The organism is Vibrio sp. SCSIO 43133, assembly GCF_023716845.1.
GTDB lineage: Bacteria > Pseudomonadota > Gammaproteobacteria > Enterobacterales > Vibrionaceae > Vibrio > Vibrio mediterranei.
Window position 1 is genome coordinate 3,582,419 of the sequence record NZ_CP068024.1, and the last position, 14,522, is coordinate 3,596,940.

Annotated in this window: 18 protein-coding genes; all 18 read right to left on the bottom strand. The window is 44.3% G+C overall.

All coding sequences use genetic code 11. From position 1 onward, the window contains the following. Positions 1-6: 6 nt before the first annotated feature. Positions 7-540 (bottom strand): F0F1 ATP synthase subunit delta, encoded by a 534-nt coding sequence (atpH, locus tag JKJ11_RS16730; protein ID WP_031493873.1) that lies wholly within the window; start codon positions 538-540, stop codon positions 7-9. 14 nt (positions 541-554) lie between these two features. Beyond that, entirely contained in the window at positions 555-1,025 is a 471-nt protein-coding gene (gene atpF, locus JKJ11_RS16735; RefSeq protein ID WP_006073063.1) for a F0F1 ATP synthase subunit B, read from the bottom strand. 82 nt (positions 1,026-1,107) lie between these two features. Next, entirely contained in the window at positions 1,108-1,362 is a 255-nt protein-coding gene (gene atpE / locus JKJ11_RS16740; protein ID WP_006073065.1) for a F0F1 ATP synthase subunit C, read from the bottom strand. A gap of 60 nt (positions 1,363-1,422) precedes the next feature. After that, positions 1,423-2,229, bottom strand: coding sequence for a F0F1 ATP synthase subunit A (gene atpB / locus JKJ11_RS16745; RefSeq protein ID WP_006073067.1), 807 nt, complete (start codon positions 2,227-2,229; stop codon positions 1,423-1,425). A gap of 8 nt (positions 2,230-2,237) precedes the next feature. Continuing rightward, positions 2,238-2,627, bottom strand: a complete 390-nt coding sequence (locus tag JKJ11_RS16750) for a F0F1 ATP synthase subunit I (protein ID WP_006073069.1) — start codon at positions 2,625-2,627, stop codon at positions 2,238-2,240. Positions 2,628-2,818: 191 nt separating this feature from the next. Further along, positions 2,819-3,700 (bottom strand): ParB/RepB/Spo0J family partition protein, encoded by an 882-nt coding sequence (locus tag JKJ11_RS16755; RefSeq protein WP_006073071.1) that lies wholly within the window; start codon positions 3,698-3,700, stop codon positions 2,819-2,821. 23 nt (positions 3,701-3,723) lie between these two features. Next, positions 3,724-4,497: a ParA family protein gene (locus tag JKJ11_RS16760; RefSeq protein WP_038224165.1), complete on the bottom strand. Its 774-nt coding sequence runs from the start codon at positions 4,495-4,497 to the stop codon at positions 3,724-3,726. Positions 4,498-4,510: 13 nt separating this feature from the next. Beyond that, on the bottom strand, positions 4,511-5,146 hold the full coding sequence (rsmG, locus tag JKJ11_RS16765; RefSeq protein ID WP_038224167.1) for a 16S rRNA (guanine(527)-N(7))-methyltransferase RsmG: 636 nt from the start codon (positions 5,144-5,146) through the stop codon (positions 4,511-4,513). Next, a complete protein-coding gene (gene mnmG / locus JKJ11_RS16770) occupies positions 5,143-7,038 on the bottom strand; it encodes a tRNA uridine-5-carboxymethylaminomethyl(34) synthesis enzyme MnmG (protein ID WP_252038588.1) in 1,896 nt (631 codons plus the stop codon). The genes rsmG and mnmG overlap by 4 nt, the downstream gene beginning before the upstream one ends. A gap of 473 nt (positions 7,039-7,511) precedes the next feature. Then, positions 7,512-7,949 carry an FMN-binding protein MioC gene (gene mioC / locus JKJ11_RS16775; protein WP_252038589.1) on the bottom strand — a complete coding sequence of 146 codons (438 nt, stop codon included), beginning with the start codon at positions 7,947-7,949 and terminating at the stop codon, positions 7,512-7,514. A 9-nt stretch (positions 7,950-7,958) separates the two neighbouring features. Continuing rightward, entirely contained in the window at positions 7,959-9,320 is a 1,362-nt protein-coding gene (mnmE, locus tag JKJ11_RS16780; RefSeq protein WP_252038590.1) for a tRNA uridine-5-carboxymethylaminomethyl(34) synthesis GTPase MnmE, read from the bottom strand. Positions 9,321-9,431: 111 nt separating this feature from the next. After that, on the bottom strand, positions 9,432-11,054 hold the full coding sequence (yidC, locus tag JKJ11_RS16785) for a membrane protein insertase YidC (RefSeq protein WP_006073083.1): 1,623 nt from the start codon (positions 11,052-11,054) through the stop codon (positions 9,432-9,434). 2 nt (positions 11,055-11,056) lie between these two features. After that, positions 11,057-11,314: a membrane protein insertion efficiency factor YidD gene (gene yidD / locus JKJ11_RS16790; protein ID WP_081836355.1), complete on the bottom strand. Its 258-nt coding sequence runs from the start codon at positions 11,312-11,314 to the stop codon at positions 11,057-11,059. Then, a complete protein-coding gene (gene rnpA / locus JKJ11_RS16795) occupies positions 11,281-11,637 on the bottom strand; it encodes a ribonuclease P protein component (RefSeq protein ID WP_081836356.1) in 357 nt (118 codons plus the stop codon). The genes yidD and rnpA overlap by 34 nt, the downstream gene beginning before the upstream one ends. 9 nt (positions 11,638-11,646) lie before the next feature. Continuing rightward, complete coding sequence (rpmH, locus tag JKJ11_RS16800) at positions 11,647-11,784, bottom strand: 50S ribosomal protein L34 (RefSeq protein WP_004400210.1); 138 nt, start codon at positions 11,782-11,784, stop codon at positions 11,647-11,649. Positions 11,785-11,991: 207 nt separating this feature from the next. Continuing rightward, the gene (locus JKJ11_RS16805) at positions 11,992-12,729 is read right to left on the bottom strand and encodes an amino acid ABC transporter ATP-binding protein (RefSeq protein WP_062463369.1); all 738 of its coding nucleotides are present in this window, start codon (positions 12,727-12,729) and stop codon (positions 11,992-11,994) included. Continuing rightward, positions 12,726-13,397: an amino acid ABC transporter permease gene (locus JKJ11_RS16810; RefSeq protein ID WP_198558512.1), complete on the bottom strand. Its 672-nt coding sequence runs from the start codon at positions 13,395-13,397 to the stop codon at positions 12,726-12,728. Before JKJ11_RS16810 ends, JKJ11_RS16805 begins: the two co-directional genes overlap by 4 nt. A gap of 69 nt (positions 13,398-13,466) precedes the next feature. After that, a complete protein-coding gene (locus tag JKJ11_RS16815) occupies positions 13,467-14,231 on the bottom strand; it encodes an amino acid ABC transporter substrate-binding protein (RefSeq protein WP_252038591.1) in 765 nt (254 codons plus the stop codon). Positions 14,232-14,522 lie beyond the last annotated feature (291 nt).

The window sequence follows — 14,522 nt, forward strand, 5'->3', positions numbered from 1 at the left end:
TCCCCATCAAGACTGCATTGCTTCACTCAGGCGGTTCAAACGACCACGTGCTGAGTTGTCAATTACAAGATCTCCGGCTCGAATAATAACCCCACCAAGTAGGGTCTCATCTACACTGCAATTCAGCTTAACTTTGCGTTCTAGACGCTTCTCAAGTTTGTCGCTGATCGCTGCAAGTTGCTCGTCGTTTAGAGCTGACGCTGAAATCACTTCAACATCAATTTGTTTTTCTAGCTCTTTTTTGAAAGCTACAAACTCTTCTAACACATACGGCAAGGCTGCTAGTCGACCATTTTCAGCCATAACTTTAATCAAGTTTTGACCGAATTCATCAAACTGTTCACCACCAACGGCAATGAAGATATCAGCGACTTTTTTCGCCGTTACAGAACCTGATAACAGGTCTGCAATGTCTTCATTCTTGGTAATTTCAGCGGCAAAAGTTAACATTTCAACCCATTGGTCTAATGCTTGCTTTTCTACCGCAAAGTCAAATGCTGCTTTAGCATAGGGGCGTGCGATTGTAGTCAATTCAGACATATGCGCCCCTCGCCTTAAAGTTTCGCAGTAATATTGTCGAGAATATCTTTTTGCGCATCCTTATCGATACTACGCTCAAGAATCTTCTCAGCACCAGCTACAGCCAGAGTTGCAACTTGTTTGCGCAGCTCATCACGGGCACGGTTACGTTCAGCTTCAATTTCTGCTTCAGCTTGAGCAAGAATCTTTTGGCGTTCTGCCAAAGCTTCTTCACGAGCTTCATCAACAATTTGTGCTTTACGCTTGTTTGCCTGTTCAATGACCTCTGTTGCAGTGCGCTTCGCTTCCTTCATTTGGTCAGAAGCGTTGGCTTGTGCTAGATCCAAGTCTTTAGCAGCGCGCTCAGCGGCTACTAGACCGTCAGCAATTTTTTTCTGACGTTCTTCAATCGCATTCATGATTGGTGGCCATACATACTTCATGCAGAACCACACAAATAGTGCGAATGAGATTGCTTGACCTAGCAGAGTTGCGTTCATATTCACAACAGCTACCCCTCTAATGGTTCATTGACGAGCTAAAGTTTAATCAGGTGACAAGTCCGAAACTTGTCTGAGAAAAAGCTGATTAACCTAGCTGACCAACGAATGGGTTCGCGAATGTGAATAGCAGTGCGATAACAACACCGATCATAGGAACCGCATCAAGTAGACCTGCGATGATGAACATCTTAACTTGAAGCATCGGAGCCATTTCAGGTTGACGAGCCGCGCCTTCAAGGAATTTACCACCTAGAAGACCAAAACCGATCGCCGTACCAAATGCTGCCATACCGATAATGATACCTACGGCGATTGCAGAAAAGCTCAGTAAAGTTTCCATTACTATCTCCAATTTATAGTTGTTGGCTTAAATTTGCCCAAATAAAAAGCGTTAATAAAGTTAGTGATCGCTGTCTTCGTGTGCCATTGATAGATAAACAATCGTTAGCATCATAAACACGAAGGCTTGAATCGTAATAACCAGAATATGGAATATCGCCCATGGTAGTGAGCCCATCCATTGTAAATACCATGGTAGCATTGCAGCACAAAGAATGAAGACCACCTCACCCGCAAACATGTTACCGAACAGACGCATACCGAGAGACAGTGGCTTTGAAAGCAAAGACACGACTTCGATCAGCATGTTGAAAGGAATCATGATTGGATTGTTAAATGGGTGTAGCGTCAATTCTTTTGTAAAGCCAACTAGACCTTTTACTTTGATGCTGTAGTAAATCATCAGAGCAAAAACACCTAGCGCCATAGCCATGGTGATATTGACATCAGCAGAAGGAACCACTTTGAGATAAGGGATGCCCATCTGCTCTGCAGGGTAAGGTAAGAAGTCAATTGGAACAAGGTCCATGACGTTCATTAAAAATACCCAACAGAAGATAGTTAGTGCTAAAGGCGCGATTAGCGCGTTGCGTCCATGAAACGTTTCTTTGACGTTGTCGTCAACGAATTCCACGATCATTTCAACAAAACACTGCAGCTTGCCCGGCACACCAGCTGTTGCTTTCTTAGCTACTGAACGAAACACTCCTAGGAATATCAGACCAGTAAACACAGAAAAAAACAGGCTATCGATATGTACGTTCCAGAAACTCGTCTCCTCCACTAGACCGAGACTTCCTAAAGAAAGGTTGGTCAAGTGGTGAGTGATATATCCGGCCGATGTTAGCGCTTCACCTGGCGCAGCCATAACTCATCCTATTTTTTGTTGTTGACGAATATTACTGGTGCCATAAGGTTAATTAAGACGGCCAGTAAAAAAGTGAGATTCAAGGGAATCACTTCCACCTGAATATACATGTAAGCAATCGAGAATAGAGCAACCGTAATGAGGATTTTCAGAGTCACTCCTGCGTAGAAAGACGCGGCAACCTTTTTCGCTGCTCGAGCCCCACTAAACAAAAATGCACACAATGCAAAAACCGCATTAGCGATAACAAAACTGCCACCACCAATGAGCGCTGAAATTCCCCACTCAGCATTTACAGCTACTGCCATTCCAACAGCTACCAATGTAACCGCGCTGGCTTGAATCAGTAACAATCGCTTTGCAAGCTCTCGTCCTGGTCTAGCTAGCACAGCTACCATGTATTCTTACCTATAGTTTTTTCCACAATGCACCTAAATTACTACTGTGCTGGGAGATTCGCGAAAATTATACTTTCCGACAAAGTTATTGCAATCAAACAGCACCAAAAAGGTGCTATTTCGTTCACAAAACCATAACTTTCGCACAAAATTTCAATTTATAAATAATTGACCTACATCAATTATCTCATTTAGCTCTCAAGCTTGGCAATAAGTTGCTCCAATTTGTGAGGTTCATCAAGACTTATCGTTACTTTTGCTTTTCCGCTTGCATTTCGTACAAGAGACACTTTTGCACCCAGAATTTCACTTAAACGATGTGAAATTTCTTTAGCATCACGGTCTTCTGACTGTTTTTTCTCTGAAGAGTTCGGTTTTAAGCACTTTTTCACTAAATCTTCGGTTTGACGAACCGTCAGCTGTTTCTTAGCAACAGTGTCCGCAACCTCACATTGAACTTCACCTTCCAATGCTAGTAGTGCGCGAGCGTGACCCATATCTATCTGTTTCGCTTCAACTAGCTTCTTCACAGATGGCTCTAGTTGATTCAAACGCAGTAAGTTACTAACCGCAGTACGTGATTTACCAATCACATCGGCCACTTGCTGGTGGGTCAATTCAAATTCGTCTTGTAGCCTTTCCAGAGCCTGAGCTTCTTCAATGGCGTTTAGGTCTTCACGTTGAATGTTCTCAATCAGTGCCATCGCAACTGCAGCACGATCCTGAACGTTCTTCACCAGACAAGGCACCATTTTCAGGCCAGCTTGTCTTGCCGCTCGCCAGCGTCTTTCACCAGCAATAATTTCAAATTGCTCATGGCCAACACTTCTGACCACAATAGGTTGAATAATACCTTGCGATTGAATGGAAGCTGCGAGCTCTTCGAGTGCTTCAGGAGCCATATCTTTACGCGGCTGGTAAATACCAGGGCGCAGACTATTGATTGAAAGTTCAGCCAGATCACCATCGGTAGATAGGCTTTGGCTTTGCGTTGCGACTTGTTGTTTTTCTCTGGCAATAGAACTCGTCGACAAAAGCGCGTCGAGCCCTTTGCCTAAACCACGTTTAGACATTGAATCTATTTTCCTTAAGAGCGTTAAGCCAATACTTCTTCGCGTCGTAGCATCTCACCAGCAAGGGCAAGATAAGCTTTGGCACCGGCGGAATACTTGTCGTAGTACATCGCTGGTTTACCATGACTTGGCGCTTCTGCGAGGCGTACATTCCTAGGGATAACGGTTCGATAAACCTTGTCTCCGAAGTGTTTTTTCAATTGTTCAGACACTTCGTTAGCAAGACGATTTCGAGGGTCGTACATGGTACGAAGTAGCCCTTCGATCTTCAGGTTTTCATTGACTACCGCTGCCAACTTACTGATGGTATCCATCAATGCCGTCAGTCCCTCTAAGGCAAAGTATTCACATTGCATTGGCACTAACACAGAGTCAGCAGCAGCCATTGCGTTTATTGTAAGTAGGTTCAAAGAGGGAGGACAATCGATAAAGATGAAATCATAGTTATCGCGGATTGGCGCAAGTGCATGTTTTAAACGCACTTCTCTAGCAAACACTTCCATGAGTTTAATTTCAGCTGCCGTAACATCTCCATTAGCAGCGATGAGGTCAAACTGACCAGAAGTGTCCTGACAAACTACCTGTTCAAAAGGAAGCTCATCAACCAGCAAATCGTAAGCAGTTGTTTCAACTTGATACTTATCGACGCCACTGGCCATCGTCGCATTTCCCTGCGGATCAAGATCTATCACTAATACCTTACGTTTAGTGGCAGCCATTGATGCCGCTAAATTTACACACGTGGTAGTTTTACCAACGCCACCTTTTTGGTTCGCAATAGCGACAATTTTTCCCACGACAACTTCTCCATTATCCCTTCTTGGATAAGATTACAAGATGACGGTCACCTTCCAACTCAGGAACTTGCAAAGGTTTGATATCGATCACAGAACACCACTCCGGTAGCTCTGAGACTTCCTGTTCATGAAGTTGACCTTTTAATGCATAGAAGCGACCACTCTGTGATTTTGGTAAATGTTCACACCAATTCACCATATCGGTCATAGAGGCAAAGGCTCGGCTCAGAACACCATCAAAGCCACCTTCAGGATCAAACTCTTCGACTCGAGATTGAACCGCAGTCACATTAGACAGTTTAAGCTCGTGAACCACCTGTTTGATAAAACGAATGCGCTTACCTAAGCTATCAAGCAAAGTGAATGAACGGTTTGGATGCATGATAGCCAAAGGAATCCCTGGCAGTCCCGGCCCCGTTCCAACATCAATAAAACGCTCACCTTCGAGGTGCTCACCAACAATGATGCTATCAAGGATATGTTTCACTAACATATCTTCAGGTCGACGCACCGAAGTCAAGTTGTAAGCCTTATTCCATTTATCAAGTAATTGGACATAGCCCACAAGTTGCTGCTTTTGAAGTTCAGAGACCTCTAATGAGGTCTCTGATAATAATTGTTCAAGTTTTGCGGTTAAGTTGTTGCTCACGCGGCTTCACCTTTTTTAAGCATTCCTTGTTTCTTCAAGTAAACCAACAGGATGGAAATCGCTGCGGGTGTAATACCAGAAATACGGGAAGCAATTCCAACCGTTTCAGGTTTTGCTTCTGTCAGCTTGGCAACGACCTCGTTCGACAGCCCTTTCACATCGCTGTAATCAAGATCGGCTGGGATCTTGGTGTTTTCATGACGAAGCGACTTAGCTATCTCATCTTGTTGGCGCTGAATATAACCTTCATATTTCACCTGGATCTCAACTTGCTCACTGGCTTGTTGATCTTCCATCGCGGGTGCGAATGCGTCTAATGACGTCAATTGTGAATAGTTCAATTCAGGACGACGTAGTAGATCTTCACCGCTTGCTTCGCGAGAAATAGGGCTCTTCAGTAGCACATTAAGTGCTTCGATACCCTCGGATTTTGGATTAACCCATGTTTCTTTTAGGCGCTGACGCTCAGTCGCCATGTTATTCAGTTTTTCGTTGAATCGCGACCAGCGTTTCTCGTCAATTAAACCGAGATTATACGCATGTTCAGTCAAACGAATATCCGCATTATCTTCACGCAGCAATAGACGATATTCCGCACGAGATGTAAACATGCGATAAGGCTCTTTGGTACCCATGGTTGATAAATCGTCAATCAGTACGCCCATATAAGCCTGATCACGACGTGGGCTCCAGCCTTCTTTGCCTTGCGAGTAGAGGCTAGCGTTTAGACCTGCCATTAGACCTTGTGCCGCCGCTTCTTCGTAACCGGTGGTGCCATTAATCTGGCCAGCAAAGAACAAACCAGAAATAAACTTGGTTTCGTAAGTCTGTTTTAGATCACGAGGGTCAAAGAAATCGTATTCGATAGCATAACCAGGGCGAACAATATGCGCGTTCTCAAAACCTTTCATTGAACGAACGATTTGTACCTGTACATCAAACGGTAAACTGGTTGAGATACCGTTTGGATACAGCTCATGCGTGGTTAAACCTTCAGGTTCGATAAAGATCTGATGGCTATTTTTGTCCGCAAAACGCATGACCTTATCTTCAATAGAAGGGCAATAGCGCGGTCCAATACCTTCGATCACGCCGGCATACATTGGGCTTCGATCGAGGTTATTGCGAATCACCTCATGCGTGGACTCATTCGTGTGCGTAATGAAACACGGAATCTGCGTTGGATGTTGGTTGCGGTTACCCATGAAAGAAAAAACAGGCGTAGGGTTATCACCATGCTGCACTTCTAGTGCAGAAAAGTCGACGCTTCGAGCATCAATACGTGGAGGTGTACCTGTTTTTAAACGATCTACGCGAAATGGTAACTCTCGCAAACGAGCCGCGAGTGCAATGGATGGTTGATCGCCCATACGACCGCCAGAAGAGCTCTCCATACCGATATGGATCTTACCACCTAAGAAAGTACCAACCGTTAATACAACGGATCTCGAATGGAATTTCAATCCCATCTCAGTTACTACACCGCGTACTTGATCTTGTTCCACGATCAAGTCATCCACCGACTGTTGGAATAGTGTTAAGTTTGGTGTGTTTTCTAGGGCGTTACGCACATAAGCCTTGTATAACGCACGATCTGCTTGAGCGCGTGTAGCACGAACGGCTGGACCCTTTGACGCATTCAGCGTACGAAATTGAATACCTGCATGATCAATGGCCTCTGCCATCAAACCACCCATAGCATCCACTTCTTTAACCAAATGTCCTTTACCAATACCACCAATGGCAGGATTACATGACATTTGACCTAACGTATCAATATTATGAGTTAGCAGTAGTGTCTTTTGCCCTGTACGAGCAGATGCGAGTGCGGCTTCCGTTCCTGCATGTCCGCCACCAACTACGATGACATCAAATGTTTCGTGATAAAGCATGAACCGACCTCAGTATTCAATCGAGAAATTTAGACAAACCAAAAGGAGCAGTATTCTACCGCTTTTCTTGAAGTGAGAAAAACGGTTTTCACATTTTTTGGATCCAAGAAATAAGTAATATAAAGATAAGATCTATATATATGATCTTTTATTAGATCTATTATTAGGATCCTCGATCTCTGTGGATAAGTCGAAAATGATCAACAAATCCATGGATCTTTTTGTGATCGCTTGTTGTGATCTAGTATTGATCTGGCACTGTATTAGCTGGGATCAAAAAGGCTAGTTATACACAGGGAAAGGAGAGCTTGAAAGTTGTTCTTTGGATAAATATAGGTTTTTCACCGAAAAGATCATATTTTATCCACAGATTGATTGGTCATAAATTACTCGTTATGAGTGAATTGAAGTTGAAGAGTTACTCACAGGTATAAAAAAAGCGGCCGAAGCCGCTTATTATTAAGTGTTTGCTTCTAGCTAAACTTGCTCATGTGTTCATTGAGCCACACTTCCGCAGCGTCTTCTGGCACGGGATCGTTGAGAACATCGATTTGCAGGCAGTCTGTCAGTGGTGTCGCGCCGATGTCTTCAAGTAACTCGTAAGCGTGTTTACCGGCTGCACAAAACGTATCATAGCTAGAGTCACCTATGCCAACGACAGCGTATTTCACGTTCGACATGCGAGGTGGTGTATCTTGCAGAGCTGAGATGAAAGGCTGGATATTATCTGGGTAATCTCCAGCTCCATGCGTTGAGGTGATTAAAAGCCAAATCCCTTCGGCCTCAATGTCACTCAACTCAGGCTGATTGTGGATTGTGGTTTCTAGCCCTTGTTCTATAAGTAGGTTACTCAAGTGGTCACCGACATATTCCGCACCGCCAAGTGTGCTACCTGTGATGATATGAATCATTAATGTTCCTTATTTACCAATACAGAATGAAGAGAAGATACGACCAAGCAGATCGTCGGAGCTAAACTCTCCAGTAATCTCATTCAGATGTTGCTGAGCAATACGAAGTTCTTCAGCCAGAATTTCGCCCGCCATATAACCTTCTAGTTGCTGCTGTCCGATATCGAGATGCTCAGCAGTTCGCTCTAACGCATCAAGGTGTCGACGTCTTGCCATAAAGCCACCTTCATTGGCACCAGAGAAGCCCATAATGGCTTTTAGGTGTTCTCGTAAAGCTGGCACACCCTCACCAGTGCGTGCAGAAAGTCGAATTAGGGTTGGATCATTAACATGGCAGATCCCTAGCGTTTCGCCTGTTTCGTCAACCTTATTGCGGATCACGGTAATGCCGATCGAACTTGGTAGGCGATCGATAAAGTCGGGCCAGATTTCTTTTGGATCCGTAGCATCTGTTGTGGTGCCATCTACCATGAAGAGAACGCGATCAGCCTGCTCAATCTCTTCCCAAGCTCGCTCAATACCAATACGCTCTACCTCATCGGAAGCGTCACGTAGACCTGCAGTATCAATGATATGCAGTGGCATTCCGTCTATATGGATGTGCTCTCTCAGGACATCTCGAGTCGTGCCTGCGATATCGGTAACGATAGCCGACTCTTTCCCTGATAGAGCGTTGAGCAGGCTAGATTTACCTGCATTTGGGCGACCAGCAATAACCACTTTCATCCCTTCGCGCATAATGGCACCTTGGTTGGCTTCCTTACGAACGGACTCTAAGTTATCAATGATATGTTGCAGGTCACCAGCGACTTTGCCATCCGCTAGAAAATCGATTTCTTCTTCTGGGAAGTCGATAGCCGCTTCTACATAAATACGTAAATGGATTAGCGATTCCACCAGCACCTGAATGCGTTTAGAGAATTGCCCTTGAAGAGATTGCAGTGCCGATTTAGCAGCCTCTTCTGAACTGGCATCAATTAAATCGGCAATGGCTTCTGCTTGGGTTAAGTCCATTTTATCGTTGAGGAATGCGCGCTCACTAAATTCGCCAGGTCTTGCTGGACGAACGCCCGGAATGAGCAGGATGCGCTTAATCAGCATGTCCATAACAACAGGGCCGCCGTGTCCTTGTAGTTCAAGAACGTCCTCACCAGTAAACGAATGTGGGTTAGGGAAGTATAGAGCGATCCCTTGATCAAGCTCGCTGCCATCTTGTGCTTTAAATGGCAGATAGTCGGCGTAGCGCGGTTTAAGCGTTTTCCCTGTCACTTGTAAGGCAACCTCAGCAGCGAGAGGGCCTGATACTCGTATAATGCCCACGCCACCGCGGCCTGGGGCTGTGGCTTGTGCCACAATAGTGTCTGTTGTCATTGTGTTGCCTAATCGCAGTACTTTAGCCAAATTGTAATCATGGTAAATGAAAAAGGCGACCATTTAGGCCGCCTTTTATTCTATTCGCGTATTGTTAACCAATCAGCAGGACTACTTAGAGTGTAATCCTTTCTTCTCCAGCGCTCGATAAATCAAGGTTTGCTGAATCAGAGTAACGATGTTCGATACCAACCAGTAAAGAACTAGACCTGATGGGAACCATAGGAAGAAGAAGGTAAACATAACCGGCATAAAGGTCATGATCTTCTGCTGCATTGGATCGGTTACTGTTGTCGGGCTCATTTTCTGGATCAAGAACATACTTGCACCCATTAGTAGAGGCAGAATGTAGTATGGGTCTTGAGCTGAAAGGTCATGAATCCAACCAAAGAACGGTGAATGACGCAGCTCAACCGACTCCATTAGTGCCCAGTAAAGTGCAATGAAGATTGGCATCTGTAGCAAGATTGGTAGACAGCCACCTAGAGGATTTACTTTCTCTTTCTTGTACAGTTCCATCATTTCTTGGCTCATGCGTTGGCGGTCATCGCCTATACGCTCACGCATTGCTTGCAGCTTAGGCTGAAGCATACGCATTTTCGCCATCGAGGTGTATTGCGCTTTTGTTAGTGGGTACATGGCACCACGAACAATGAAGGTCAAACAGATGATAGCTAGACCCCAGTTAACAACGATACCTTGAATGAACGATAGTAGCGTGTGAAGTGGTTTTGCAATGAACCATAACCAGCCGTAGTCTACTACTAGATCTAGGTTTGGCGCAGTTTCAGCCATTTGCTTCTGAAGTTTAGGACCAGCCCAAAGTGTAGCTTTCAGTGTTGCTGATTGGCCATCTGCAATTGTTGCGTTTGGCATACGAACACCGATATCACCTAGGTTACCGATTACACGAGTGTAAAGGTTAGTACCTGGTGCTTCACGAGGAATCCATGCTGCTGCGAAGTAGTGTTGGATCATCGCTGCCCAACCTTGACCGTCTGTCAGGTTAAGAGACAGGTTGCGATCTTGCATATCTTCGAAGCTGTATTTTTTATAGCGAACGTCTTGAGTTGAGTATGCGCCGCCATTGTATGTTGGCATTGTGATGCTGCCGCCTTTGTCTTGTAGATTTTGACGAAGGTGAGCGTACATGCCGAACGTTGCATTTTGGCCAGAGTTGTTGTCTACATCGTATTCAACATCAATTGCGTAGTTGCCACGTTTTAGAATGAAGGTTTTGGTGTAAGAGATGCCATTCGCTTCGAATGTCATTGGAACACGCAGTTCATCTTGACCGTCAGCAATGGTAAAGCTGTCAGCAGACACGGTATAAGCTGGACGGCTTGTGCTGCTTAGGTCAATACCCTGAGGACCTACCAGACCACTTTGAGCGATAAACTGGTGACCTTGATCGTCTTTTAGAAGTTCAAACGGTTCGCTAGATTCTAACTCAGTTGCGTACTCGTTTAATTTTGCTGTTACTACATCACCGCCAACGGTATTAATACCTAGCGTTAGTACGTCAGTTTTCACTGTGATGATTTTTTCTGCAGCAGTTTGGCTTTGACCAGGTGCAGGATCATGCTCATCAGCGAAAGATGGCGCAGGTAGAGTACTGCTTTGCGTCTGTTGGGTCGGAACTGGCGCTGGATTCTTATACGATTGCCATTGTTGGAACAGCAAAAAAGAAACTAAAGCCAAACCGATTAACAGAATATTACGTTGAGAATCCATCGTTATTTATCTCTGTCTTGTTTTTGGACTGGTGGAACGGGGTCAAATCCCCCTTCATTCAAAGGATGGCATTTTAATAGACGTTTGCCTGATAACCAACATCCTTTTACAAAACCGTGAGCTTTCAAGGCTTCTATAGCGTAAAGAGAACAGGTTGGGGTGAACCGACAACGAGGTCCGATAAGAGGACTGATAATCCACCTATATAGGTAGACGAGTCCGATAGCTAACCACGCGAAGGGCGAGACAGGCGATGCCATAACTTATCTAGAAGTTTGAACATTTCTTCATTGCTTAGAGTTTGCGCACTCTTCTTTGCAATTACAACAAAATCTTTGCTTGGAAGTTCATGTTGTTTGTTACGAAAACTTTCACGTACCAGACGCTTGAAGTGATTTCTAGCAACAGCTGTTTTTATCTGTTTTTTAGGAACCGCAAGACCAAGACGAGGGTGTGAGAGAGAGTTTTTACGAGCAATGATGGTGAAATGAGGGGAGCCAGCTCGATGAGCTTGCTTAAATACGTTTTGATAATGCTCGGGAGTTAACAAACGTAACTCCCGAATAAAGGCGTGCTTATTCAAAATAGAAAATTATTTTGATAGGCGTGCACGGCCTTTAGCACGACGTGCATTGATTACTTTACGACCGTTCTTAGTCGCCATGCGAGCACGGAAACCGTGAGTACGCTTGCGCTTTAGAACTGAAGGTTGAAAAGTGCGTTTAGACATGGTTATTACCTTTACTGATCAGTAGTTTTAGGTTCTCGTTGAACCCGGCGTGGGACATATTTCCCTACTCTATATATAGAGAGGAAATCCGACGCCTCTCAACAAAGAGGCGGAATTGTAATCACTGACTCGTCAAGAGTCAATAATCAGTTCAACTTCAATTCCGGTTGGCGAATTATACTTTTTGTGAGCCAGAGCGCAAGGATCCTATTCGATCCCAACTTGATTTAGAAATTTCTTCAGTTGGATATCTTGTGGATCGTTAAAAATTTGCTCTGGTGTACCTTGTTCCACTATATGGCCATCAGCCATGAAGATCACTCTGTCGGCGACTTCTTTGGCAAACTGCATTTCGTGGGTCACAACAAGCATGGTTTGATGCTGTGTTGCGAGCTTTTTCATAAGGTTAAGTACTTCACCTACCCACTCAGGATCGAGTGCTGAAGTTGGTTCATCGAATAACAGTAGCTCAGGTTGTAATGCCATCGCTCGGCCAATACCGACACGCTGCTGTTGACCACCGGAAAGGGAAGCTGGGTATTGATCCCCTTTGTCTCCTAGACCGATGTCATCGAGAATTTGTTGTGCTTTCTCAAGAGCTTGCTCTTTTTTCCAGCCCTTTACTGTGATCAAACCTTCCGCAATATTCTGACGCGCAGTCATGTGCGCGAATAGAGCGTAGTTCTGAAACACAAAGCCAGTCTTGCGTCTTAGTGCCAATACTTCTGCTTTAGTATGGCTTTGGCAGTTGACCGAGACATCGTCAATAGAGATTTGGCCTTCATCTGCTTGTTCCAGGAAATTGACGCAACGTAATAAGGTAGACTTACCGGTACCACTAGAACCAATAATGACGATAATTTCGCCTTGTTTGATATCAATATCGATGCCTTTGAGCACTTCGGTGTCACCGAATCGCTTGTGGATATTTTTTAATGTAATCATCGTTGATAAGCCTTATTCAGTTTTTGTTCTGCGACAATTTGCACGCGAGTAAGTACTAACACAACACCCCAGTATATGAGCGCGACGGCAAGAAATGCTTCAAAAAATCGGAAGCTGGATGATGCTTCCATTTGGGCTTTCGCCATAATCTCTGCCACACCAAGTGTGAACGCTAACGACGTCGACTTAATCATATCAATGAAGTAGTTCATCAATGATGGTAGGGCTACGCGAGTTGCTTGCGGCAAAATGATACGACGCATGGCTTGGCTAGTTGTCATACCTACAGAAAGACTTGCTTCCATCTGACTGCGGTCAATGCCGATAATGGCGGCACGAATACTCTCTGCCATATAAGCGGCAAAGTGCAGAGTCAGGCCTATTACTGCGGCACTGAAGGCGTTGAGCCCAACCATCCAAGGAAAAATTTGTGGTAAGCCATAATAAAGCAGAAACAGCTGAACCAATAATGGAGTACCACGGAAAAAGCTTATATAGAGCTGACTGAGCTGATCCAATACCGGGATCTTAAACACGCGAATGTTGGCTAAAATAACCGATAGAATCAATGAGAACAGCAGTCCCCATATCGCCATTTCCATGGTTGTACCAAGATACTTCAACAGTATCGGCATCAACTCAAGCATGTATTGAAAATCAAATCCCATAACAGTACCAAACTCTTAGAAAAACAAACGCCCACTACCAAGAGTAGTGGGCGTATCAATAGTAATCACTTACTTTTTAGTGATATCAGCATCAAACCACTTCTCAGAGATTTTTGCTAGCGTACCATCAGCTCGCATGTCTGCCAGTGCGCTATTTACTTCTTGTTGCAGCTTTTGACCTTTTTCGTTGTTTACGAATGGCCAAGCATTCTCGATGGTTTCAAAAGGTTGACCTGCAAGTTGCAGTGGCAGGCCTGTTTTCTTGATTAGTTCAAGTGCAGAAAGGCGATCCATAACAAAAGCATCAGCACGGCCTAGTGCGACGTCATGTTCAATACCTGTATCGTAAGTTTTGATGGTGATTTTGCCGTCTTTATCGTAGCTACGTAGCAGTTGTTCAAAGTTTGAACCAAGGTTCACTGCGACTGTTTTACCTGCCAAATCATCAATACCTTGAATGCTGTCATTACCTTTTCGAACGGTAATTTGAGCACCATCAACAACATATGGGTCTGCGAACAGATACTTCGCTTTACGAGCATCTGTCATAGTGATTTGGTTAGAAATCGTGTCGATACGACCGGTCTCAAGCAAACCAAACAAACCTGAGAAGTTTGCCGTCACGTACTCTACTTTGTAGTCATTGCGACGACCAATTTCATCCCAAAGGTCGACTTCAAACCCTTGTAACTTGTCTTGTTTAACAAACGTAAATGGGAAGTAGCGACCAGACATGCCGACTTTCACTTCTTGTTGTGTCGCAGCATATGCTGCTTGAGATACGGTTGCAGAAAGCGCTAAAGCGGTTAGAAGGCCTTTAATCCAGTTTTTCATTTTACTACTCCTTATATTTATGGAGAGGATGTTACTGGTAAACATGTCGATAAGTTAAATAACTAGTTGTTATTAACCATAACAAACTCGGGGTTGAATGCTGGCTTTTTCATCACTCTATCAATATCAAACAAAAAGATAATGACAGCTTGAACGTTGATCTATGCACAAGTTAGATCAACATACTGCTTTTGTGGGTAGATCTGTGTTTTGTGCATTCATTTGTGAGTAAAATTAGGGCAAATTGTGTGGATCAAGCGAATTCAACCGAAAAAATTGTGAATAACTTAG

What these genes read in the sequence shown, in the direction of transcription:
- atpH (WP_031493873.1), bottom strand. Translation starts at nt 540, where the DNA reads ATGTCTGAATTGACTACAATCGCACGCCCCTATGCTAAAGCAGCATTT.
- rpmH (WP_004400210.1), bottom strand. Translation starts at nt 11,784, where the DNA reads ATGTCTAAACGCACTTTTCAACCTTCAGTTCTAAAGCGCAAGCGTACT.
- atpE (WP_006073065.1), bottom strand. Translation starts at nt 1,362, where the DNA reads ATGGAAACTTTACTGAGCTTTTCTGCAATCGCCGTAGGTATCATTATC.
- JKJ11_RS16810 (WP_198558512.1), bottom strand. Translation starts at nt 13,397, where the DNA reads ATGGGATTTGATTTTCAATACATGCTTGAGTTGATGCCGATACTGTTG.
- yidC (WP_006073083.1), bottom strand. Translation starts at nt 11,054, where the DNA reads ATGGATTCTCAACGTAATATTCTGTTAATCGGTTTGGCTTTAGTTTCT.
- mioC (WP_252038589.1), bottom strand. Translation starts at nt 7,949, where the DNA reads ATGATTCATATCATCACAGGTAGCACACTTGGCGGTGCGGAATATGTC.
- JKJ11_RS16805 (WP_062463369.1), bottom strand. Translation starts at nt 12,729, where the DNA reads ATGATTACATTAAAAAATATCCACAAGCGATTCGGTGACACCGAAGTG.
- mnmG (WP_252038588.1), bottom strand. Translation starts at nt 7,038, where the DNA reads ATGCTTTATCACGAAACATTTGATGTCATCGTAGTTGGTGGCGGACAT.
- JKJ11_RS16815 (WP_252038591.1), bottom strand. Translation starts at nt 14,231, where the DNA reads ATGAAAAACTGGATTAAAGGCCTTCTAACCGCTTTAGCGCTTTCTGCA.
- JKJ11_RS16755 (WP_006073071.1), bottom strand. Translation starts at nt 3,700, where the DNA reads ATGTCTAAACGTGGTTTAGGCAAAGGGCTCGACGCGCTTTTGTCGACG.
- mnmE (WP_252038590.1), bottom strand. Translation starts at nt 9,320, where the DNA reads ATGACAACAGACACTATTGTGGCACAAGCCACAGCCCCAGGCCGCGGT.
- atpB (WP_006073067.1), bottom strand. Translation starts at nt 2,229, where the DNA reads ATGGCTGCGCCAGGTGAAGCGCTAACATCGGCCGGATATATCACTCAC.
- JKJ11_RS16750 (WP_006073069.1), bottom strand. Translation starts at nt 2,627, where the DNA reads ATGGTAGCTGTGCTAGCTAGACCAGGACGAGAGCTTGCAAAGCGATTG.
- yidD (WP_081836355.1), bottom strand. Translation starts at nt 11,314, where the DNA reads ATGGCATCGCCTGTCTCGCCCTTCGCGTGGTTAGCTATCGGACTCGTC.